The organism is Microcoleus sp. D3_18_C2 (genome assembly GCF_036702395.1).
In the GTDB taxonomy this organism is placed as follows: Bacteria; Cyanobacteriota; Cyanobacteriia; order Cyanobacteriales; family Microcoleaceae; genus Microcoleus.
The window spans coordinates 98,353-121,206 of record NZ_JAUBTG010000006.1; the positions used below are offsets into that span (position 1 = coordinate 98,353).

Here is a 22,854-nt window from a genome sequence, read left to right on the forward strand (position 1 = left end):
CTAACAACTAACCACTGACAACTGACTAATGACTATTTTTAGCGACGAGTTTGAACTACTCCTGCGATCGCGCTACCCCCTAATTTACATTCCCACACGGGAAGAAGAGCGCGTAGAAGCCGCGATCGCCCAAAGTGCCAAAAAACAAGGTTCTCGCGCCGTCTACATCTGGGATTTTGTTGATGGCTACCAAGGCAATCCCAACGATACAGGTTTTGGCAAGCGCAACCCGCTCCAAGCTTTGGAATTTCTCGAAAAATTGCCCGCCAGCGCGCCGGCAATTTTTATTCTGCGCGACTTTCAGCGGTTTTTGGAAGATGTCTCGATTTCCCGCAAGCTGCGGAATTTGGCGAGACTCCTCAAATCAGTACCCAAAAATATTGTCATCATATCTCCTCTAGTTTCGATCCCCGAAGACCTCAGCGAAGTGATGACTGTTTTGGAGTTTCCCCTGCCTGCGGCGGCGGAAATCAAAATTGAGGTGGAAAGACTGTTAGGGGCTACCGGACAAGCCATTGAAGGGCGTTTGCTGGATGAAATGGTGCGCTCCTGTCAAGGGCTGTCGATCGAACGAATCCGCCGAGTTTTGGCAAAGGCGATCGCCACCAGAGGCGAACTCCATTCCGACGACGCGGAACTGATTTTAGAAGAAAAGCGCCAAACAATTCGCCAAACTCAAATTCTGGATTTTTACCCAGCCCGCGAAAATATCTCCGATATCGGCGGTTTGGACAATCTCAAAGAATGGCTGCTGCGGCGCGGCGGTGCTTTTTCCGATCGAGCCCGCCAATACGGTTTGCCGCATCCCAGAGGTTTGTTGTTAGTCGGAATTCAAGGAACCGGAAAATCCTTAACAGCAAAGGCGATCGCCCACCACTGGCATTTGCCTTTGCTGCGGTTGGATGTCGGGCGCTTGTTTGCCGGATTAGTCGGAGAATCGGAATCCCGCACCCGGCAAATGATTCAGCTAGCCGAAGCTTTGGCCCCCTGCGTGTTGTGGATTGACGAGATTGACAAAGCTTTTGCCGGATTAGACGGTAAAGGGGATTCCGGGACAACCAGCCGGGTGTTCGGGACATTTATTACTTGGTTGGCAGAAAAAACTTCGCCGGTGTTTGTAGTCGCAACAGCCAACAACATCCAGTCTTTGCCGCCAGAAATGCTGAGAAAAGGCAGGTTTGACGAAATATTTTTTGTGGGTTTGCCCAGCCAGGAGGAACGGCGGGCGATTTTTGAGGTACATTTGTTGCGGTTGCGATCGCACAGCATCAAAAATTACGATGTAGAGCGCTTGGCTTACGAAACTCCCGATTTTTCAGGGGCCGAAATCGAGCAAACTTTGATTGAAGCAATGCACATTGGGTTTAGCCAAAATCGAGACTTTACCACTGATGATATTTTAGAATCAGCTAGTCAGATGGTGCCCTTAGCCAGAACGGCTCAAGAACAAATCCAGTTTCTCCAAGATTGGGCCGCTGCTGGGAAAGCTCGCCTTGCTTCTAGATACGGCAGTCTGAGCCGCCGGATTCAAGGCTAACCTTTTGAAGTCAGTAGTCAGTAGTTCGTAATCACTTGTCAGTGGGCAGTTACCAGATTTTACTCAATATTCAGCAGTCAACACTCAACCTTCTTCCTTCTTCCTTCTTCCTTCTTCCTTCTGCCCTCTGCCTTCTGCCTTCTGCCTGACATCCGTTACATCCGTTACAGCATCCGTTGCCGAACTTCCTTCATTTGCGGTTTTATGAACACTGTATATAGCGTTTTCAAATTTTTAGTGGGTTTTCTGCTCGCGATCGTCCTGATGGCAGGTGCTAGCGTGGCTGCTGCACTTTACTTTGCCGCTAAGCTAACTACTATCCCCGAAAAACCTGTTTTTTCCAACGACAAAACACCAGCTCAGGTTGCGGGCGCTGCGCCGAAGTCAACAGCCCAGGCTAGCCCTGTTTCTACATCTAGCGATGCCCCGTCTCCCAAACCGCTGGAACCGGGAGCTTACCGCGCGATGGTGACTCAGCCGATCGGCTTAATTCTCCGCGATACTGGTAGCCGAGACTCGAACCGCATTGGCGGTGTTGCTTACAAGGAAAGAGTCGTAGTTTTGGAAGAGTCGCCCGACAAAGAGTGGCAGCGAATTCGCATTGAGGATGGCAATCGCGAAGGTTGGGTCAAAGGTGGCAATACTGAAAGAATTGAGGGCGAATAGGAATTAGATAACAAATATACTCATCTCATTGTGAGGGCAGCGAACCAATCGCAGTGTGAAAATTGTTCACCAACGCCGGGTTTTTTCCTGTGTATTGTTGCCAAGGGCTATATACACATTTATTGCAAAAAGTCAAGTTAAATTTATTTTCGATATTTGAGATTGCAGTTTGATGCGCTGAGACTGCGGGTGCGATCGCCCCTGCAACATCCTGAATTTGACATAAAAGCCCAGCAGACAAAAGGTTTCAAGAGATCAAAGTCAACATAAAAACTTGAAAAAACATAATTTTAACTTATGTAATTCAGGAGAGTATGTTAAGAAAATTAGCAAAATTTTAAGGTTAGTTGCAAAACCCAGGCTGTTGTCACCGCTGAACAGGTAAGAGTGGTAGCTTGGATTACAAGATGTAAGTTTTCTGCTATTGAGCTAGCAACAATAAAAAATATGTACGACAAACGTCCCGATCGAGATTTGGCGACTGCTGCTGTTACTGCAGCTTTGGGAGCTGGGGTCGTTACCTCTTTTGCGGTGAGCAGAGGCCAAAACCCGCTAGTAGCCATCGCAATTACTATTTTTGCAGCGGGAGTAGCTGTAATTTGCGATCGGTTCGGCTTAATTTAAGCGAGCGTCGATTTTTTAATACACAGTCAACTTACGAGATGTTACACCATTCTCACTAAGCTTTTTATGAACAGGCAAGAAGCCTATTCCACAAGAAAATTCACTCTTTGTGGAACAGGCATCTTGCCTGTTCTTAAGAATGATGCAAGATGTGAGCTTATCAAAAAATCCCCGTTCTATTTGCAACTAGCAAAAGTGGGGATTTTTAGTGGCTAGTTTTTTGGTTAATCAGCGGTACTTTCCTAGACGCACTCGCCACATGAAGAAGCCGCGTTTCTTAACAAAAAACCTGCGATTTCAGGCTCTTTACCCGACAACAAATTAAGGTGAGGACAACCTGCGCCCAAGTCTTGTGGGAATTTCTGCGGCAGCCAGATAAAATATTAGCCAGCACTACCCCAGAACTTAATTGTCTTTTGACCTTAAAGGCTAAGACTATGCCTGCAAACTTTTTTGCTGAGTCTCGCGTCTCTAGAAGCAGCAATGCTATCTTGGTTGTTACCTGTAATTATTTTTGACAGTAAATTTTTTAGAAAAACGGGTGCTTCGCGCTTTCCCAGTAGAACTTAGCGTTGATAAAATCCAAGCCAAGCGTGCTAAAAATGATTTTTGGCAGTTTGCTCACACAACCCACCCACAATTTCACACTAAAAAATTATGGAATCTCTTGCTTACCTCGAACTTGCTCTTGTTTGCGAAGCACCCGCCGAGTCGAAAATTTTTGATGAGCCCAAGTGGCAAAACCTATCGAGTCAGACTTACGTCCGTTTGCTGTCTGTGGCTTTGATGCTGTCGGTTTTGAGTGCAGCCGGTTCGGCTTTTGCTCAAATAGATCCGGGATATCCAAATTTGCGCTCTGTTCAAGACAGGTTGCGGGAACTCGGTTATTTTCCCAGATCATCGACAGGTCAACTCGGCCCGGTAACAAAACAGGCGCTGACTAACTTTCAGCGAGACTATCAACTGTCGCTGACTGGTAGGCCCGATCGAGCTACTGTGATCGCACTCAACAGTTTTGCCGGGGACGATCGACCTTTTAATACTATTTATACAAATTATCGGGAGCTGCGTTTTGGAGACGCGGGTGCAGATGTTTCAGCTCTCCAGCGCAGGTTAAAGCAGCTAGGCTACTTCAGCGCCCATCCCACAGGGAGTTTTCGCGAAGTTACTCAAAATGCGGTTAGATACTTCCAGCGAATTAATCGACTGCGGGTGACTGGAATTGCCAATAGGCAAACTTTAGCTTTGCTGTTTGGTTCCACCCGGCCGATTCCCCCCGTTACTCTTCCGGGGGATATTTCGGGAAATGGCGGTTGCAAGGGGCTGCGGTTCGGGGACAGAGGGGCGACGGTAGACTTGATCCAGCGGCAATTAAAAGCTTTGGGCTATTTTGAAGGCGGCGTTGACGGCAAGTTTCGGGAACGCACTCTCTACGCTGTGACTCGTTTTCAGCAAGATTACAATCTCGTTTCTGACGGCTGCGCTGACACTGCTACTTTGACTGCTATAGATGCCCAGATGAGGCAAGCTCAAATTACCTCATGGACTGAGGAAGATTATCAACAGAGTAATGCCGGAGATTTTCTGGAGTTGGGCGACAGAGGCCGAGAAGTAGAATTTGTCCAGCGGCGGCTGCAAGAATTGGGTTATTACAGGAGCCAGATTCACGGTTGGTTCGATCGACCAACTCAAGCAGCTTTGATCCGCTTTCAGAGAGATAGCGGGATGTTCGGGACTGGAAGAGTCGATCGCAGCACTCGATCGGCTTTGTGGCAAGGCAACAGGCAGGCCTCCGCGCCTGTGCCGCAAATTGCCGCTGGTTTGCGACGGGGCGATACTGGGCCTGCTGTCCGACAACTTCAGTCTGCGCTCAGAAGTCTGGGCAAAAACCCCGGCCCGGTGAACGGAGTATTTGGAGCCGAAACCGAGTTTGCCGTGCTGTCGTTTCAGCAGGAACGCAATTTGTCACCGGCGACGGGTATTGCCACTCCGGCGACTTGGGCTGCGCTCCAAAACGGATTAGCTGGGCGGCTAGCTGTTCCTGCTGTTCCAATTAGCAGCAGTTTCAACTCTCGTCGATCGAGCATTCAGCAATTACAAAGGCGGCTGCAAGACCTCGGCTTTTACACAGGCTCGATCAGCGGAGTTTTTGATACTCCCACGAGAGACGCCCTCGATCGAGCTCAGCGCAGTTACGGGGTCAGCAGCGACGATTTGTTGAGCCAAACTTTTTAGCCCCAGCCTTGCGGCTACATCAAGGAAATCGGGTTTCTGCTTTCCGACTCATTCCTGAAATGATGTATTTTTCCTAAGAAACCCGGTTTCCGCGTAACTGCGATCGCACTTGGGCTACCGATTTTTGTTAAAAATTGTAACAAGCCGTACTTAAAATGCGAAAATAGTGTACCGTCACTCGATTGAATCCGGGGCGCTGCTGCCGTTTTGGGCGATCGACCTCGGACAAGACCAATTGCTAGAAACCAAAGACGGCCATCCCATCCGCAAAGCTTCGTGGCACACCGTATGAATGGTTAGCTGGCAGTCTAGCAGGTGCAACCCAGACTTTTCAGCTTGCTTCATGCCAATTTTCAAAATCGAATCGTTGTTAAATTCGATCGTTCTGTTGCACTGAACGCAGACTAGGTGGTGGTGGTGATGCGGGTAAGGCTGGTTTATTTCATAGTGTTTGTGACCTTCTGCTAGTTCGAGTTCGCGGAGGAGGCTCATCCTTGCCATTAACTTTAAAGTTCGGTAAATGGTAGACAAGCTAATGTTTTCGCCGCGATTTTTTAACAAAGTGTACAAATCCTCCGCACTCAGGTGATTGCCTTTGGGGAGGTTCTGAAACACGTGCAAGATGGTTTCCCGTTGGGGAGTCATCCGCCAGCCTTTGTCATTGAGTTCGGATTTGAATGAGGACGCGGTATAAAGTGCCATAGTGACCCTCTCAAGAAAGTCTGCCTATTGACAATAATACACAACGATCGAGATATTTTGCAAATATCGCAGCTTATTGAAAAAAGATTGAGGAAAAAATTTGGTTTATGATATTTATTGACTTTTAACCAGCTTTATGAATGATATCAAATCCGGTAGCATCGGAATTATTCCTCTCTGTATTCTCTCCCTCTGCGTTCTCTGCGCCCTCTGCGGTTAAATCATTCCGATAGAACCGGAAACGATATGAAAGCATCCAGGATACAAGCCCCCGGATTCATCCGTGGGGTCAATTCTTTAATCTAAAATCTAAAATCTAAAATCTAAAATCGATTGACTTGCTGCAGAGGACAGAGAAGCTGTTGAGAAGTAAATATTGTTACTTCTGCCGAATGCCTCATGCCTTCTGCACAAGTGCCAAATGCCTTGATCCCTGATTAATCGCGCTGACTGACCGCCCAAATTTAAGTCAAAGACTCCAGATAGTCGCGGACGCGGTTGCGACGCTTAGGTTGGCGGAGTTTTTGCAAAGCTTTGGCTTCAATTTGACGCACTCGTTCGCGGGACAAGTCGAGGGCGCGACCGATTTCTGCCAGCGAATAGGGGTGTCCGTCACCCAAACCAAAGCGCATCAGAATTACATCTCGCTCGCGGCTGGTCAAATCTGCCAGCAATTGCTGCAAGTCGCGGTGCAGAGCTTCTCGCATCAGCATTTCTTCTGGGGAGATGCTGTCGGTTTCGAGCAAGTCGCCCAACTCTGTATCTTTTTCGTTGCCCACTTTAGTTTCCAAAGAAACAGAACGGGGGACTCGCAGCAAAACTTCTCGGACTTGGGGCGCCGTCATGTCCAACTCAACAGCGATGTCTTCGATCGTAGCTGTCCGACCTTTTTCTTGAGAAATTTTGCGCTGGGCTTTTTTGATTTTGTTCAGTTTTTCGGTGATGTGGACGGGGAGGCGAATGGTGCGGCTTTGAGTGGCGATCGCCCGCGTAATTCCCTGCCGAATCCACCAGTAGGCATAGGTGCTAAACCGATAGCCCCGCGTCGGGTCAAACTTTTCTACAGCTCGCTCCAGTCCGAGAGTACCTTCTTGTATTAAGTCGAGCAATTCTAAACCGCGATTTTGATATTTTTTCGCCACCGAAACCACCAGGCGCAGGTTCGCCTTAATCATGTGGTCTTTCGCTTCGATGCCTTCAGCTTGAACTCTTTCGATCGTCTCAACCGTCATCTCGGCTAACTCGGCCCACTGGCGCTTGCCTTCGGCCATAATTCGCTTGAGTTCTGGCACGTCACCGACGCCGGCAGTTAATGCCCAGCGTTCCAAGGAAGGTTTGTGTCCCAACTGTGCGGACAAGCGATCGCGCACTTCAATTAAATGCACGAAACGCGCAATTAGCCCTTCTTCCTGGGAGGCGACGGTGTTGCGTAATTCCAGCAATTTGATATAGCGCTGAACTTTTTGAGCTTCCGAGACTTCTTCGTCTCTACCCAAGAGACGAACCCGACCTATTTCTTGGAGGTACAGGCGCACTAAATCTGTAGTGCGACGGTTGGCATTTTTTTGCAATTTGGCTGCTGGGTCTGCATCTTCTGTCTCTGCTGGGTCTTGGTCGAGCAGTTCGTCTCCAGCTTCTTCAACATCTTCATCCAACACATCACCTGGCAAGGGATTGACTCGCAGTTGTTCGTCGAATTCAGCTTCAGCGTAAAAAGAGGTGGCTGGCATAGTGATTTTCTCAGTGGCTCCGGTGAAAAGATGCTACGCTTGGCGGTTATTTATAATTAAGATGCCCACTTGGTTAAGACGAAGCATCACCGCTTTGTGTTTCTTTAGTAACTTTCCTGACTTTTTTGCTGTTGGAGAGATCGAACTTTTGCTGCCCCACTTGTTTTACCAAGATTCTGGAAAACGCTAAGAACTTTCTGATGTAACAGGTTGAAGGCCCGAAAAGTGTGTTGTACTTCTTTGTTTATGTAGCTAGTATAGATAGTGACTCGCTATAAACAAGTGACGTTAGTCAGAAGTTAAGTTAATCTTCATCACCGATTACCTGGTTCCCGATCACTTCGGAAAATTAGCCATTTTTTTAATAAAACTTTATATAACTCGGCGCTCTTGATTAAATACGCTGCCGTGAGCGCGGAAGTTTAATCCATTATAGAATATGGGTCTCAGAGTTGCTAGAGTCCCCTGTACCGAGTTATTGGCTGACGCAAAAACCGGGTTTCTCGATGTCTTTTGCGTAAGTCATGAGTTTGAGGGGGCGATCGACCGATAATTGTTTTGCTATGGGCTGCTGCTTCGGGCTTAACATCAGGCCGAGAACCCCAGCATCAGAAACGGGGTTTTTTGCACCATGCCGTCACAGAAAGCGCAGGTTTTTCGTTGCTGTTGACTCGATCGGGTCTTAAAGCCCTGGACGTAGGGGTGCGTCGAAACCGGGTTTTTTCACCAAAATACTTGATTAAAGCCCTAAATCTCGGTTAAAAAACCCGGTTTCTTTGTGGGCGAGTGGCTCAATCCTATCTTACTGAGAATGGTGCGATCCTCTTCGAGGGCTTCGCTAACGGGCGCGAGTCAACTCAAATTAAAATTGCTAGCGTGGGTAAAGTTTCATCAGTTCCCTCACCTGTTCGGCGTGATAGGAACTGCGAGTTAAGGGAGAAGCGACAACTTGCAAGAATCCCAAAGATTCGCCAAACTTTCTCCAAGCATCAAACTGTTCTGGAGGCACAAAGTTTTCGACGTTCAAGTGCTTTTGAGTCGGTTGCAGGTACTGTCCAACTGTTAAAATATCGCAGCCGACAGCCCGTAAGTCCTGCATCGCCTCCCGAATTTCGGCGTCTGTTTCTCCGAGTCCCACCATGATGCCGGATTTGGTGTAAACCCCAGGTGCGAGTTCGCGGCTTCGCTGCAATAGTTCCAAGGTGCGATCGTACTTTCCTTGCGGCCGCACCTTCCGGTAAAGTCGCTTTACGGTTTCGGTATTGTGGTTGAGTACCTCTGGCCCGGCTGCGAGAATAATTTCTAAAGCTTGCCAGTTGCCGCACAAGTCGGGAATCAAAACTTCTATAGTTGTATCGGGCATCGCCGATCGCACTGCTTGAATGCACTCGACAAACTGAGACGCGCCCCCATCCGGCAAATCGTCCCGGTTGACAGAGGTAATCACGACGTGGTTGAGTTTAAGCCGCTGCACCGCTTGGGCCAATCTTTGGGGTTCTGTGGGATCTAAAGGTTGGGGCTTTTTCTCAAAATCGATGTCGCAGTAAGGACAGGCGCGGGTACAAGCCGGGCCCATAATCAAAAATGTCGCAGTACCTGCGTTGAAGCATTCACCGATGTTCGGACACGACGCCTCCTCGCAAACCGTATTCAGGGATAAATCCCGCAAAATTTCTTTGACGTTGCCGACGCGCTCCCACTGGGGGGCTTTAACTCGCAACCACTGGGGCTTAACTGTCACGTCTGTCTCCGCCTGAGTAGTGTTTTACAAATAATTATATACGAGGTTGCTAAATTTTTACTTGAATGTGATAAGCTTAAAATCTAGTGACTAATTTCGGGATGTAGCGCAGCTTGGTAGCGCACCTCGTTCGGGACGAGGGGGTCGCAGGTTCAAATCCTGTCATCCCGATTGCTTTTAACTCTTCACGGGTAACGGGTTTCAGATTTATTACCTTCTTGGACATTTGACTTTCCGCTCATCTTTCGCTCAGTCCGACTCTTCTAAGTAGCTGAGTATCTCCAACAGTGCCTCCATGTCAGCCAAGTCTGCCCTCGACTTTTTGCGCCGCGCTTTCAACTGGTTGAGCAAGTCGGCCGGCTCTGGGAAATCGGGAAAATTTTTCCTGGCTGCATCATTTTTTGATTTTTGTCTCAGGTCGGAGAGTTCTGTCTCAAGTCCCTCCCGATCGCGCCGCACTTCCTTGAGCTCTTGCTCCAACATCTGCACCTTCAGCCCTAAATCGCCGTTGCGCTCGTGTAACTGATTCAGTTCTTTATCCCATTCTGCAAGCTGCTTGTTGGCCGCTTTCAATTCCTGCCTGAGTGATTCATCGTTGCCGTCACTCAGGCACTCAATTTTCCCAAGCGTTCTTCAATCCCTGCTAACTTAGCTGCTAGCAGAGTGTCTAGTTTATTGTCTAGCAGTTTGTCTAGCACTGGTTCGATGTCCAAAATTTCGGACACTTGTGTTTGAGGTTGGGTTAGCGGCGCCGCTATTGCTTGGTTGGCCGCTTGCTCTAAAGTTCGCACTACCCAAGCATTGACGCTCAAACCCTCTGCGGCTGCGACATCTTTAATGGTTTCGAGCAAGTCTCGGCGGCCGTCCAATCTCAAGTTAAGCTGGCATCTGTCTGTCATGTCTAGTACCTGTCTAGTGATTGTCTAGTTAGATACTAGCACCTTGTCTAGTCATTGTCTAGTGATTGTCTAGTTAGATGCTAGCACCTGTCTAGTAGTCGTCTAGTTGGTTAGCACCGAGTTGTTCCAGACGTTCTTCAATGACAGTTATTCGTTGAATTAGTGGGGCAATGCGATCGGATATCAGTAGGTCTACACTTTTGGCGGTCACTGTAGACACGAGGCTTGTGTCACTCTCTGTAGCCACCGCTGTAGACGTGCCTGAGACTTCCTTGAGAATGCGTTGTGCAGCTTGACTAAGCGACTCACCGTCTAGCTTCTGAGCTTCTATCCAGTTCAGGAAGTGACCGGATGCCCTGAATGATACGACTTGACTCTGACTCATTGTAGACACCTGTATACAGTATTTGTCTACAATAACTGATGTCTGTCTACAGTGTCAACAGTTTGTCTACAAAACTTGTAGACACGAAAATCCCCCAATTAAGGGGGAGAGGAATTGAGCCGTTAGTTGTCAGGCAGTGGCTAAATTTTCCGCAGGTCGCAGAAGAGCATGGAGATTATCCGGCCGCCCTTGTGTTTTTCGCGCTCTTGCCAGTCAACCTTGCAACTGATGCTCGTATGAATCTCAACGATGCGGCCGTGCCAGTTGTAGCTAGAGTCCTCTGGCTTATTGCCAGCCACTTTGTCTCCGACTCTGAATGCTTTGAGCGGGTCAGAACATGGGATGCCAGTGAGTAGTTCTGTCAATTTTTGCTTGTCGGAATCCGAGAGTTTGGAGAAAGAATTACAAAAGTCTAACAAAGTTGGGTTTAGTGCTCCAGCATCTCCAGCAGCGCTCTGCGTAAGGATTGTTTGCTCCAGCGGTGCTCCAGCAGAAATTTCTTGCTGGAGCACTGCTGGAGACGATATCCTTGCTGTGTCTACTGCTGGAGATGCTGGAGCACTTTTTCCACTTCTTTCAGACTTTTGTTTGCTGATGCCGACATAGTAAAAATCACCCATTGTCCGCTGACCTTCAAAGCCCCGTTCTGTGTGCCGATGCTTCTCCAGCTTGGGAAAAATCTCACAAAGGCGGGCATATAACTGGTTGATAGCTTTCACAGGTTTGTCCCACTGGTTAGGTAAATCATTCCAAACCAGTTTGTCCTTGCCCTTCTCGTTCCACTCAATCTCAAGTATCCCCGCCTCTTGATACCACTCTTGTAACTCGCTCCATAAGTCTTTGGCATAAACGCGATCGCCCTTGCCAGCTTCATACCCCAAGTCCCTCACAAACTGCCACAAGTGCCGGCTTTCCTCTTGAGCTTCCCGCATCGCCTCACGAGTTGCCTTGTAGTCAATCCCCTCTTTCAGTAGCAGTGGCAACCGCTCCAACATCTTGTTGAGCATCGCCGGCGCAATCCGCTCAAGGATAAAGTTCTCATCATCCTTAAAGCGCGGGTCAGCCTCTAATTCACCCTGAGACGGGTCAGCATTATGCTTGTAAGTTTTCTTGAAACTCAGGATGCCGTAGCGGTCATCAATAGCGGCCGTCCCTCCAGTGATAGAGGGTAGTTTGTTGCAGTTGGCTAAAAAGATGGCCGCAGGTTTGTATTCGTAGCTGTCCTTACCTTTAGGTTCAATGTCGATCGGGTCGCCAGTGATGAACTGTTTGAGACTCTGAATATTGTCGAGGTCTACTTTTGCAGTGTTCTCAAAAGCCCAATTACAGAGCCCCCCTAGCAGACCGGACAGATTGAACTTGCGGCCATTGTCATAGGATTTGAAGTCTGACAACGACTTGTTAGTCATTCCCCTCCCCAAAACAGCGGCCAACACAGCTCGCAATGTATCTTTGCCATTAGACCCCTCGCCGTGGCATAGCAAACCTTTAACGCCCCGTCCCGTCAGCTTGGAGCGAACAAGCTTCAAATTCAACGCAGCAGCAGCAGTCCGCAAAAATACCTCACGCTGCGACGGCTCCAAGCATTCTAAAAGGCGATCGCAGTCCGTCGCGTCAATGTCAGGGTCATACGTGCAGCCAACATAGGTATAGACCTGGTTAGGGTCATGTGGAACAAGCGAGTGAGAACCGTCAGGGTTAATTTTCACTACCCCTTTAGTCGTGTTCAACCCATCAGGATTGATGGTATTAGGGTCTACGGCCACAGCTAAGAGCATATAACTGTAGACTTCATTGACACTGGCAGTGTTTGCACGGTTGCAGCGATATTTCCCTTTGACCAATTCAGAGTAAGTGCTCAGCCAGTCAAGAATACGCCGCTTCTCAATAGCTTCCGAGCGCAGTTCGTAATGAGTCCCGATGAACTCAAAAAGTTGTCCTGCTATTGAGGCCCAGGGCGTGTCAGAGTACAGCGCGTCCACAGCTTTCTGCACGTAGTTTTGCTCTGGAGTCGGTGCAGTGTCTGGGATGTAGTCGCTTCCACTACTGTCATACTTCTGGCATACTACTTCTTCTCGCGTGCGCGGGTGAGGAGTTAAAGAAATATTAGGAGTTAATTCCGTTGCAGCGTCGTTGACTACTTCCTCTACCAGTCGGATGAATTCCTCGCTATCTATGGCTTCCAAGATTTCTCTGATGTCTCCCGCTTCTGGGATGTCTGAGTAGATGTCACATGGGTCAACAACCACACAAGGGAACTGGATGTGACGGGCAACCAGCCAAACTTCTTGACCCTTCTTGATACCCGCGTCATCGTTATCGCGCAACACTGTAACACTGACGTTTTTGCCTGTCGCTTGCAGAGTTTCGAGCATTATCTGAATTTCGGGATGACTCCAATTGGAACCTTGCAGAGTCAGGGCCGCTGTGCCGATGCCCCGTGCAAGTTCTACGTTATTTTCCCCTTCAAGCATCAGAACGAGAACGGGTTCACCGTCTGGTAGTGCTTCTAGTAGTTCGATAACTTCATCAATCCGATATGCTGGCCAGCGAGCATCACCCTTGCTCCAGACTTCCTTGCCGCTAGGGTCTATGTGAATTTGGCGGCAAGTTTTGTCGCGTCCCTTTGGCTTACTTGCATCGGGCCAATCAAACCGCAAAACCTTTTGAGTGTCGCTGTAGGCGTAGGTGATTTGTGTGGCACTGTCGGGAACGCCTTTGGGAACGTATTTGGGTTGTTCGGTGCGAGGTGGTTTTCCGGGTGCGGGTAATCTCAGAAGTTTCGCGCCGATCGGAACTGGTACGGGTCGATATTCCTTCTTTTTGGCTTTTGGTTTTTTTGCCGGTGGCGCGGGATTGTCCTCTTTTTTGCACTCTGCCAAAAATTCAGCCAGTGGTCGGATAGCTTCCCGAATATCAGCGGTTGAGCAAGCGTTTGTCCAGCACTGGTACTTACCGTTCTTGTGGTCAATCCCTAAGCTATGACCTTCGCAGACAGGGCAAATATAGTAATTTTTGGCTTTGCCTGGTTCCAGCTTGTCCAGATGGTCGCGGATGTCGAATTTTTTGGGGGTGCTTGAAGTTTGGTCGTTGTTCGGAGTAGAATTGTCGTACATAAATTTGGCTCGCCCCTACGGCGAGTTGAATGTGGATGAATCCTCAAAACCGTTGCGCTCAGGTACCAATTGAAGGCAGCGGTTTTTTGGTGTCTAGAATTTGCTGAAAATTTAGAGCATAGGAGGTACCGCTCCGCAAACTTTAGTAAGCGGACGCAGCTACGAAATCACAACGCTGTCTCTGTGGCGGCCAATGTCGGTCTAGGAGACTTTGCTTTATCTCTTCAAAGGTAAAGTCCCGGCGTTCAGGTACTAGATTGTTGTCTAGGGTTGATGCTAGACAAATTAGCAGAAGTATTGCAGGGCTGAAGGAAGCTAGCAGTAGGGCGAAGGTAAGGTCAATCCAATTGCTTGCAAAGGTAACAATTATTTCTATTCGGGCAACAATACGCTCTTCAGAGAGTCCTCGCTTCCGGAAGGCATTAATGGTGTCCTGTACAAGCTCTGCTACTTTCTCTATCGCTTCTTGCCTAGTCTTTGCCCCTCGCGTTCGGGATTCAATCATGCGAACAAGTGCGGCTGCCGATTGCGGAGCCATATTTCTAGTTGATGGGCGGATTTGTCGAATCAACCACTTGTTCATGAGAACCAATTTTACAGGGATAGAGAGTCCTGGCTTAAGAGATATTCCCGCTCTTTCTGGAGCTGAGAGTGTACCTGGTTGATAGTCATTCCAGATTCACGGGCAAGTCTAGTTAGTAGAGTTCCCTTGGGTCGGTAAGTGTGAGACTGCGAGCCCTTATGAGTTTGCCGAGTGCGGCGGGTAAGGGCCCGCTTGCTGCGAGTTCCCAGTTGGGGGTAAAAGATTAAGTTCATAGGTGATAGTGCAACGAACCAACCCTAGGGTTGTGCGTATACCTAGTAGCGTCAAAGTCTCTTCTAGTCTAGCTTTGAGAAGTAAAATATTTTGCCGAGCCCTAGGGTTCGGCAAAACCTTACACCGATGAATTTGTTCGGCTACTACCTATCGCCCTGACCACCTAAAACTGCATCCCACGGTCGAGGTTGTGGTTCCCCTGGTGTTGCCGGGACTGCTACCCCAAGCTGAGGCAATTGCAGGTCATTGAGGTAGTAAGCGTACTGATTGTCCTCCCCCCGTTGCGGGTAGAACTTGCCGTTAGTTTTCCAAAAGAAGTCCTTGCCTCGCAGAACTGCCAAAACTAACTCTATTTCTGACTTGGTACCAGTCAATCTTAGGGCTGCTGTGGTTGGGATGTTTGGCTGTTTAGTCATTACTTTTCCCCTCAAACTGATTGAGTAGATTTTGCAATTTGACCTTGCCTTCTGAGAATTTACGTCCCCCCATTTTGAGTACATTCTCAACAATCCAAGTCACAGACTTACCCGCTTCCATCGACTTACAAACTTCCAAGTATATAGGGTAATCAGGAGAGTCGGAAGGGGAAGCGGTTTCCTGTAAGTCACTGCTGTATATAGCTTCCAGTGCTTGACGGCTGGCTTCCACGTCAACACCAGGGGAAGTCAGGATAAGTTCAGCTTCCTGCTGTCTTTGTTGCTGTGAAACGTAGACGCTGGTGCTGATTTCATCCTCTACATCTGCCTTGATTGCCCTCAGTTTCAATTCCTCAATCTCTCCCTCGTCTGCTAATTGACGGGCGATGTTGCCAGCAGAAACTGCACAAGCAATTGCAGCACACAAGCTGACACCTTGCAGTGCTTTGTGAATGTCTAGCTTTTTGTCTAGTGCTGCTAGTGGAACCAACCACAGCACGACAGAGGACGCACTCAACACAAACAGTTTTAGCTGCATAGAAACACCCCCAAACCAATCAGCAACATCGCCAGACCGCCGATGAGAACTGCTTGCAAATCAGCAACTGTAATCTTAAGTAGTTTGCTCAGGGAATAGTCCAGCAACCAGCTCAGCCCCCACGCAATTGCCATCGCTGCTAACAAGAATAGGACTGCTTTCATTGCCATCGGATGCAGACTCGCTATCCACCCCAGAAGGGTGAAAGCGACGCATCCGGCAAGGAAGTAATTTGCCAGATACATCGCTTTCATTTAGTTAGTCCCTCCTGTGAGTTTTGCCTTGATTTCATCAATGCGAGTCCGAGCATCGCTGTCAGCTTTGTCGATACCTAGTCCTAGGCGGGCATAGCCGGGACGCAAACTGTGCAAGTGCTTAGCCAGTCGAGTGTCTGAGCGTTTTTTGCCCAGTTCATTATCTGCCACAACACCCTCATATTTGCGGTGATGCCGGTGAACTTTAGCATCGGCTTCTTCAACTTTTGCCAGTGCTTCATAGGCGCGTTTAGACTGTTTTGCACCGTCTGTTTTCTCCTTTGCTAAATCCTTCATGGCGTCCGCTTCTTCTTTGGTGAAGTAGCGCGGTGCTGGCACAACTGGAACACTACGGATGCTGGAAAAGTTACCAGGATTTAGCGGTGTGATAACACTTGCGTCGGTGCTTGCCAAAACTTTGGATTTGTCGATTGCGTGTCCGCCGTCGTTGCTGGCAGTGAGTTTTCCAGCATCAGAATTGCCGCCGAATAGGCGTAGTTGTAAGCTCATAATTTTGTCCCGATTTGAATGTTGATGCGAACTGGGGAGGGAAATAAATTCAGGGGATTGATTTGACGCCACATAGACATAGCCAGCACAAACACTCCCGTCGATGCGAGTATGAGTGCGATGAGTTGCCCAAGGTCAACCCAGTCTAAAAAGCTGGTGGAATTCTGGCGGGTGAAACCGCACACAGGGAACGAACCGTCGTTAGTCCAATCTAGGGTGTCTACACTTTCTAGAACTGTGTCTAGTGGTGCAGTCAAGGTATACAAGCAGTCGAACTGCTTGCGACTACTTGCGACTGTTTGTATAACTTCGGGTACTGTGTCAAGCAGTTCAGGCACTGCGTCTACACTTCCTAGAACTGTGTCTAGTGGTGCAGTCAAGGTATACAAGCAGTCGGACTGCTTGCGACTGTTTGCGACTGTTTCACCTGTGTCTAGTGGTATGTCTAGCACTGCGTCTACAGTGTCTACAGTCGCTGTGTCAAGCAGTTCAGGCACTGCGTCTACACTTCCTAGAACTGTGTCTAGTGGTGCAGTCAAGGTATACAAGCAGTCGGACTGCTTGCGACTGTTTGCGACTGTTTCACCTGTGTCTAGTGGTATGTCTAGCACTGCGTCTACAGTGTCTACAGTCGCTGTGTCAAGCAGTTCAGGCACTGCGTCTACACTTCCTAGAACTGTGTCTAGTGGTACGTCTAGCACTGTGTCAAGCGATTCACCGTCAACCAGGTACAGTTCTAGCAGCGCTTCCCATGTAGCAGTTTTGCTGAGTTTCCCAAACTGTCTGGCGTCTTCATTGGTGAAGCCACGGTCAAAGGCGATCGCCTTTAATTGGTCAATGCGACGGTAGCTGACGGTAGGTTTAGTCATGACAAAACCCCGCCAACTCAATCATTAAGAGTTGCGATCGTCCGTTAGGACAATCGGCTGAAAGTGGCATAATTTATAGGCTCCAAACGTACTAACTCTACGGTTTGGGGAAGTCGTGGTTTGGCTAGCATTGCAAGTGCTCGTCAACCGCGCAACAATCTTCCTTAGTTACTCACGATTGCAGACTTACACTTCCTTGTCAACACAGGGACTGTAAAGTTTTGTTTCAAATTATTCGGCAAGCAACTCCATCACTTTGTCGGATGTAAGGCCGTAAATAGCAGCTAACAAATCAACACATTGTGTGTTACTTCCTATCCGTTTGAGCACCCCAATTGCGCTACCTAGAGGAATAGTTTCCTTTGTAGATTGAGTCAACAGGTTAATTGTTGTTTCAGTGTTAGCTCGTCTCTTATAAATCCCTTCATTCATCTGTGTTGAATGCCCTAAACTTTTAGCTCTCGTCTCCTGAGACATCCCTCCCATTTGACCATTAAGGTTAGCTAAATGACGCAGTGCGTGAGTTTGTGATAGACCTTTGTTTAGTCTGGTTAAAAATTGACGCGCTCTCCTAGCGTAAGCCTTACCAATGGTATTTGGATTATCTGAAACTGAATGAATCTCCGGCAATTGTCCTGCTTTGAGTTCTAAGCGTTTTACCAAATCGGGATGGGTAGGAGGAAGCATCGGCACACACAATCTGTAGCCAGTTTTGGTTGTGGTGTCTAACAACGTTTTATCACCCACTACAGCAATCATTTTTATATTGTTTGGCTCAATCAGTGCCGGGATAATAACGCCATCCTTTGCTGTAAATGGTTTGTCGATGTTCTGAACAGCAAAGACCTCGTGAACCCGAAAGCCATACACCACTTGCATTGACAGCACCCACATCCACCGCTTGCGTGATTCTAAATGGTATCGTTTGTCATCAGGAATTGTTAAAATTTCCTCCCGAAGTTTCAAGAATTCATCAACCGATATAGATTGAAGGTCTTGTCTAAACTCTGTCTGCGTACCATCAACTTCTTTAAGGCGACTGAGTAAGTCAGTGTTTTGAATCGTTTCGGCGAGCTTACGCATAGCGCACAAGCAGTTCTTGAAACATTTAGTTCCTTTTTTTTTGCTGTTAACTGCCAACAGAATATCTGCCAAATTGACAACCGTGTTTTGTGGCAACAGTCTGTAATAGTGGCCGTAAACTACATTCCAAGAACGCTGCTGACTAATATTGCTTCTGTCACGCTGTTGGCGGCGTTTAGTGCGTCCATCCCAGTATTCTTTCTCTACTTTTGTAATTGCCTCGCCAAACGTTATTAAGTCATTTTTGATGATGTTTTTTTGCAAAATAACATCATCATACCAGCTTAAAAACTGAGTCTCACTAGAGAACGACTCTAGGGCGGTAGCAACCAAGTGAGCTTTATTTAAGGCATCGGTGATGCCCTGCATTGTGAGGTAGCACCCACAGGTTTTATTGACCCGCTTGTCACCTAGTCTGAACTGAAGGGTGATGTAAGACCCCTTAGCCTTACTGTCCTTCTTTAGTCCTACCCCTTTGGGGCATTCTTTCTGTGCTTGCTTGAAGTAGTCCAAAATCCGCTCATACCCAATAAGGTAGTCAGCAGATGTGCTGAGTGTGACTGAATTAGATTTTTCGCTCATCTTTCGCTCAATCCTCCATAGTGCTAAGTCGCCTACTGTGTAAAGAATACAGCAAGCTGCTCAGTTTTCGCTCAGATGCAAAACAGGTTGCCTAGATTGAGCGAAAAAATGGGCTAGGATGGCGGAAAGTGGTAGAATAGTTCCGAGAGCTTAATTCAAATCCTGTCATCCCGATTATAAAATTAAATTGGATATGCTCCAGCAAGTGAGTTTGTTTTGGGCGATCGTCCGGCTGTGTATATTTCTGGTTGGGATAAATTAAAGAATCGGGCGATTCCCTACGGGATAGCTGCGCTTCACGGGCGGGTTAATTTTCCTTTGCCAAAAAATCAACTCTAGCGACTGTTTTGGCAGACGGAATTATAGAATAAAACGTAAACAATCAGAGCAGCAGTAGAGAGTAGAGAACAAGTCTTTGCCTTCTCCCTCTGTGATGATTTGGGACTGTGTTCGATCGCAGGTACTTACTCAATGCTGAGAACTTTGAGCAAGGTTTGAAACCGGAGGCAAGTATAAATACTGCAATAATTCTTAAATACAAGTTAATTAAGATTTACATCTTGAGATAGATGAATTAATAGCTGAATGAGCTTATAATAAAAGATAGTTCTTAGCGGGTCTAAAATTAACCCGAAAACCGGAGGATATTCCAATGCAAATAAGTGGCAAAGCCTTCGGCTCCTGCTCTCGCTGCGAAACAGTACCCGCAAAAATAGAGGGCAGCGGAGGTCTATACCTGTGGTTTCCAGTATCGCACACGCTCAAAAAGGTTATTTCTGCACTAACCAAGGCTAAACTTGAATTCAAGCTTTTAGAAGAGAGCAAGTGTTTGTACGTTATGCTTGAGGGAATAGCGAGAGAAAATTTTAGCGCACTAGCATCATCGGTGCTGACAAGTCAAGAGTTGAAAGAGACTAAAGTTTTGTGGATGCGGGAAGTTGAACAGCCTAAATTTAGCGATTTTTATCGCAGCACTTCCTTAGACTCTTTTATTAATTTCAGCAAGTCTGATTGGCTGTTAGATTTATTGTCCGAAGAACGAATTACTACGCATTTTCAGCCCATTGTTTATACTTCAGATACTTCTAAAATTTTTGCTCATGAAGCCCTACTCCGAGGAATTGACGAGCAAGGAAACTTAATTTATCCGGGTCGGATTTTTGCCCAAGCAGAATCAGCAGGCATAATTTTTCAACTAGATGCTTTAGCCCGGACTCGCGCTATCCGGGAAGCCCATGTGTACGAGCTCAAAGAATTACTTTTTATTAATTTTTCTCCGACTTCAGTTTACGATCCCGCTACGTGCCTGCGAATGACTGTACAGGCTATTGATGAAGCGGGAATTCCTCACAGCAATATTGTTTTTGAAGTAGCGGAATCTCAGCACCCCCCCGATATCGATCACTTGATTAATATTCTGAGGTTTTACCGAGAGGCGGGATTTTTAATTGCCCTAGACGATTTTGGCAGCGGTTCTTCTAATTTAAATTTGATGCACCAATTGCGTCCAGATTTTATTAAGTTGGATATGCAATTAATTCGCAACGTCGATCAAGATTATTATAAGGCCCTAATTACTGAAAAGATGTTAGAAATTGCGTCTAAATTAGAGATTAAAACTGTTGCTGAAGGTGTGGAAACTTTGGAGGAGTTTGAGTGGGTGCGGGAACGGGGAGCAACTTTTGTTCAAGGTTATTTGATTGCTAAGCCGACTTCTCCGCCGATCGCACTTACAAGCTATATTGGTGCTCAACCACTACCTATTTCTGCTTAAATGGTTTTCAGGTGCGATTTTGCGTTACATTTGCTCATTACCAGGCAGAGCCTGGTAACGAGAATTACTAGCACTTTAAACGCTCAAATTGCGCCGCAAAAAGCTTTCTAAGGATTCCATTTTCATGCTGTAGATTGATTCCAAGTTTTGCACTTCTTCGGGAGTACAGAAATACTCATTACCCAGCAATACCCGCAAAGTTCCTAAGTCTTTTTGAGCTTGAGGATTCAATAAACCCAAGGCATTTCTCAAACCGTCAAACACAACCAGTGGCGGGTTGATTACCATCGGTTCGCGCTTGAATAATCGTCCGAAAATGCGGGGAATGTCATCCCTTGTCAGCACATCCGGGCCACCGACTCGCAGAATTTGGTTGCGTGCGCCTTCGACTGTTGGCGAGTTTGCGGCAATATGAGCTAAGTCGTCGGTACTGACAACAGAGGTGCGGTTTTTGCCGTCGCCAATCAGCAGGTAAAGTCCGGTTTCTCGAAATCTTTCTGCTAGGGGTAACAAGCTGGAAGCAAAACCGGCAGGCCGCAAGATTGTATAATTCAATCCACTGTTTTGCAGGTATTTTTCTACTTCTCGCTTGGCTTTGAATACTGCGGAATCTTCGTATCCTCGATCGACTCCCAGTACCGAAAGAAAGACAAAGTGCTGCACTCCGGCTTCTTTGGCACAGTCGATCAATTCTATGTTAGCGCGGTAGTGTACTGCTTGAACGTCGCCCCCGGTGCCGTGGCTGCTGATGATGTACTGCACTCCTTGGCAGGCTTTTTTAATATCTTTGTCTTGTTTCAAGTCGCCAATAAAAATCTCAGCGCCTCGGTTTTCTAGTTCAGAGTAGCGAGATGCGAGGCGAACGAATGCGCGGACAGGCTTTTCTTGCTGTCTGATTTCTCGTACAATTCGGCGGCCTAGTGCGCCTGTTGCTCCGGTTACTAAGAACATGATTTTTGGTTGTTGGTTGTTATTAACTGGATCGGGAGTTACGCATAGGATCGAGAAACCGGGTTTCTTAAATTTATCGTTGCTCAACCTAAGATTTATGGTAGAAACCCGGTTTCTTTTGCCTTAGTTTTATTTATAACTCATAAATCAAATTTCGACAATTACGGGGGCGTGGTCGCTGGGTTTGATTAATTTTCTGGGAGCAATGTCTATTGTACAGTTTTTTGCTTGTTCGTACAGGGGAGGGCTGAGATAATGGTGGTCGATTCTCCAGCCGTTGTTGCGGGGAAATGCGGCGGCGCGGTAGTCCCACCAGCTATAATGACCGCCTTCTGATGTGAATTTGCGAAAGGGGTCGTTTAATCCTAATTCTATGATTTCTGTTAGTGCGAGGCGCTCGGCAACAGACAAGCCGACGGAGTTAGCATTGGCTTTGGGATTGTGGATATCTCGATCGTCCGGGACGATGTTGAAGTCGCCGCAAATGCACAAGTTGGGGGATTTATCTAGTGCTATTTTGAGGTATTCTTGCAGCAGTTTGAGCCACTTTAGCTTGTACTCATATTTCTCGCTGCCGACTTCGGAACCGTTGGGAACGTATACGCAAATAATGCAAATATCGTCTATAATCCCCGCTATGAGGCGTTTTTGTTCGTCAAAAATACCTGTGGTTTCGTCGCCGAGAATGGGGGCAAATCCGGTGGTGATTTGCGTTAGGGGCGATCGGCTAAAAATGGCAACGCCGTTGTAGGATTTTTGACCGGAAATGTAGCAGTTGTAGCCGAGGTTGGTGAAGGGTTCTAGGGGGAAGTCTTTGTCTGTAACTTTGGTTTCTTGGAGGCAGAGAACGTCTGGGGAGTTGGTTTGCAACCAGCTAGTAACGTGTTCTATGCGGGTGCGGATTGAGTTGACGTTCCAGGTGGCGATTTTCATTAATATAGTAATCCTAAAGGTTAGGTGAGAGGGAGAGCGATCACACCTATTTTAAGCTATTTTTTGCCGTGTCAACTCACTTGATTTGATAAATGTAAGCATCTTCGACCCACGTCTGATTAATCCGATCATTCGTCATTCTTCTGCCTGATAAGTCTAAATTCCAATCTTGTTGTATCTGACGTAAGCCCTCAATTAAGTCATGTTTTGGGCTTACTGCTACAAGTGCTGTCCAATCGATTTTCAATTCAGGTTTAACTTCGCGAAAGACTGACAGAATTTCCCCATAAGTTTTAAGAGGCCCTTCGCTATCGTACAGAGGTGAGGTGAGCATCAGCCGCCATCTTTCTGGTTCTGGTGCGTAGTTCCAGAGAGCAGAGTCAACTGATAGATTTGCTGCATTTAGAGCGTCTATTAGTCTTTGACCTTCTGCTATTTCGTGACTTAATAATGTTGCTGTAGCCATTGTAAAACTCCGTGAGTGGGGTCAGT

General features: G+C 47.4%; 21 protein-coding genes, 1 tRNA gene and 1 pseudogene. 6 read left to right on the forward strand and 17 right to left on the reverse strand.

Features of this window, described 5'->3' with window-relative positions; genetic code table 11:
- The first annotated feature begins 28 nt into the window (after positions 1 to 28).
- From QUA88_RS06540 to QUA88_RS06555, 4 genes are all read left to right on the forward strand, one after another.
- Positions 29 to 1,537, forward strand: coding sequence for an AAA family ATPase (locus QUA88_RS06540; protein ID WP_333270882.1), 1,509 nt, complete (start codon positions 29 to 31; stop codon positions 1,535 to 1,537).
- 204 nt (positions 1,538 to 1,741) lie between these two features.
- Positions 1,742 to 2,203 (forward strand): SH3 domain-containing protein, encoded by a 462-nt coding sequence (locus tag QUA88_RS06545; RefSeq protein ID WP_333057961.1) that lies wholly within the window; start codon positions 1,742 to 1,744, stop codon positions 2,201 to 2,203.
- 447 nt (positions 2,204 to 2,650) lie between these two features.
- Complete coding sequence (locus QUA88_RS06550) at positions 2,651 to 2,827, forward strand: hypothetical protein (RefSeq protein ID WP_242724391.1); 177 nt, start codon at positions 2,651 to 2,653, stop codon at positions 2,825 to 2,827.
- 657 nt (positions 2,828 to 3,484) lie between these two features.
- Positions 3,485 to 5,062, forward strand: a complete 1,578-nt coding sequence (locus tag QUA88_RS06555; RefSeq protein ID WP_333057962.1) for a peptidoglycan-binding protein — start codon at positions 3,485 to 3,487, stop codon at positions 5,060 to 5,062.
- A gap of 174 nt (positions 5,063 to 5,236) precedes the next feature.
- Here the strand turns inward: QUA88_RS06555 and QUA88_RS06560 are convergent, their stop codons facing one another.
- The 3 genes and pseudogenes from QUA88_RS06560 to lipA form a co-directional block, all read right to left on the reverse strand.
- Positions 5,237 to 5,764 (reverse strand): transcriptional repressor, encoded by a 528-nt coding sequence (locus tag QUA88_RS06560; protein ID WP_006632310.1) that lies wholly within the window; start codon positions 5,762 to 5,764, stop codon positions 5,237 to 5,239.
- A gap of 464 nt (positions 5,765 to 6,228) precedes the next feature.
- Complete coding sequence (gene sigC, locus QUA88_RS06565) at positions 6,229 to 7,494, reverse strand: RNA polymerase sigma factor SigC (protein ID WP_333057963.1); 1,266 nt, start codon at positions 7,492 to 7,494, stop codon at positions 6,229 to 6,231.
- 871 nt (positions 7,495 to 8,365) lie between these two features.
- Positions 8,366 to 9,241 (reverse strand): annotated as a pseudogene (lipA, locus tag QUA88_RS06570) (lipoyl synthase); the annotation flags it as partial.
- 91 nt (positions 9,242 to 9,332) lie between these two features.
- On the opposite strand from lipA, the gene QUA88_RS06575 reads away from it, so the two are divergent.
- Positions 9,333 to 9,406, forward strand: a tRNA-Pro gene (locus QUA88_RS06575).
- Positions 9,407 to 9,484: 78 nt separating this feature from the next.
- Here QUA88_RS06575 and QUA88_RS06580 read toward each other — a convergent pair.
- From QUA88_RS06580 to QUA88_RS06630, 11 genes are all read right to left on the reverse strand, one after another.
- Positions 9,485 to 9,808 carry a flagellar alpha dynein gene (locus QUA88_RS06580; RefSeq protein WP_333231460.1) on the reverse strand — a complete coding sequence of 108 codons (324 nt, stop codon included), beginning with the start codon at positions 9,806 to 9,808 and terminating at the stop codon, positions 9,485 to 9,487.
- A 32-nt stretch (positions 9,809 to 9,840) separates the two neighbouring features.
- The gene (locus QUA88_RS06585; RefSeq protein WP_333270887.1) at positions 9,841 to 10,134 is read right to left on the reverse strand and encodes a hypothetical protein; all 294 of its coding nucleotides are present in this window, start codon (positions 10,132 to 10,134) and stop codon (positions 9,841 to 9,843) included.
- 91 nt (positions 10,135 to 10,225) lie between these two features.
- On the reverse strand, positions 10,226 to 10,519 hold the full coding sequence (locus tag QUA88_RS06590; RefSeq protein WP_333270890.1) for a hypothetical protein: 294 nt from the start codon (positions 10,517 to 10,519) through the stop codon (positions 10,226 to 10,228).
- Positions 10,520 to 10,659: 140 nt separating this feature from the next.
- A complete protein-coding gene (locus tag QUA88_RS06595; protein WP_333053790.1) occupies positions 10,660 to 13,635 on the reverse strand; it encodes a DUF5906 domain-containing protein in 2,976 nt (991 codons plus the stop codon).
- Positions 13,636 to 13,777: 142 nt separating this feature from the next.
- Entirely contained in the window at positions 13,778 to 14,218 is a 441-nt protein-coding gene (locus QUA88_RS06600; protein ID WP_333212844.1) for a hypothetical protein, read from the reverse strand.
- A gap of 377 nt (positions 14,219 to 14,595) precedes the next feature.
- Entirely contained in the window at positions 14,596 to 14,868 is a 273-nt protein-coding gene (locus tag QUA88_RS06605) for a hypothetical protein (protein ID WP_333053787.1), read from the reverse strand.
- A complete protein-coding gene (locus QUA88_RS06610; RefSeq protein ID WP_333053786.1) occupies positions 14,861 to 15,406 on the reverse strand; it encodes a hypothetical protein in 546 nt (181 codons plus the stop codon). Before QUA88_RS06610 ends, QUA88_RS06605 begins: the two co-directional genes overlap by 8 nt.
- Entirely contained in the window at positions 15,397 to 15,660 is a 264-nt protein-coding gene (locus QUA88_RS06615; RefSeq protein WP_333053785.1) for a hypothetical protein, read from the reverse strand. Before QUA88_RS06615 ends, QUA88_RS06610 begins: the two co-directional genes overlap by 10 nt.
- Positions 15,661 to 16,170 (reverse strand): hypothetical protein, encoded by a 510-nt coding sequence (locus tag QUA88_RS06620; RefSeq protein WP_333053783.1) that lies wholly within the window; start codon positions 16,168 to 16,170, stop codon positions 15,661 to 15,663.
- Positions 16,167 to 17,039 carry a hypothetical protein gene (locus QUA88_RS06625; protein WP_333053782.1) on the reverse strand — a complete coding sequence of 291 codons (873 nt, stop codon included), beginning with the start codon at positions 17,037 to 17,039 and terminating at the stop codon, positions 16,167 to 16,169. The genes QUA88_RS06620 and QUA88_RS06625 overlap by 4 nt, the downstream gene beginning before the upstream one ends.
- A 231-nt stretch (positions 17,040 to 17,270) precedes the next feature.
- Positions 17,271 to 18,704, reverse strand: a complete 1,434-nt coding sequence (locus QUA88_RS06630; protein ID WP_333053781.1) for a hypothetical protein — start codon at positions 18,702 to 18,704, stop codon at positions 17,271 to 17,273.
- A gap of 652 nt (positions 18,705 to 19,356) precedes the next feature.
- Here QUA88_RS06630 and QUA88_RS06635 point away from each other — a divergent pair.
- On the forward strand, positions 19,357 to 20,478 hold the full coding sequence (locus QUA88_RS06635) for an EAL domain-containing protein (RefSeq protein ID WP_333053780.1): 1,122 nt from the start codon (positions 19,357 to 19,359) through the stop codon (positions 20,476 to 20,478).
- Between the two features lie 75 nt (positions 20,479 to 20,553).
- Here QUA88_RS06635 and QUA88_RS06640 read toward each other — a convergent pair whose 3' ends face one another.
- The 3 genes from QUA88_RS06640 to QUA88_RS06650 all read right to left on the reverse strand — a co-directional run bounded on the left by QUA88_RS06640 (position 20,554) and on the right by QUA88_RS06650 (position 22,828).
- Positions 20,554 to 21,429 carry an SDR family oxidoreductase gene (locus tag QUA88_RS06640; protein WP_333053779.1) on the reverse strand — a complete coding sequence of 292 codons (876 nt, stop codon included), beginning with the start codon at positions 21,427 to 21,429 and terminating at the stop codon, positions 20,554 to 20,556.
- Between the two features lie 147 nt (positions 21,430 to 21,576).
- Complete coding sequence (xth, locus tag QUA88_RS06645; protein WP_333053778.1) at positions 21,577 to 22,362, reverse strand: exodeoxyribonuclease III; 786 nt, start codon at positions 22,360 to 22,362, stop codon at positions 21,577 to 21,579.
- A gap of 76 nt (positions 22,363 to 22,438) precedes the next feature.
- Positions 22,439 to 22,828, reverse strand: coding sequence for a hypothetical protein (locus QUA88_RS06650; RefSeq protein ID WP_333053777.1), 390 nt, complete (start codon positions 22,826 to 22,828; stop codon positions 22,439 to 22,441).
- Positions 22,829 to 22,854 lie beyond the last annotated feature (26 nt).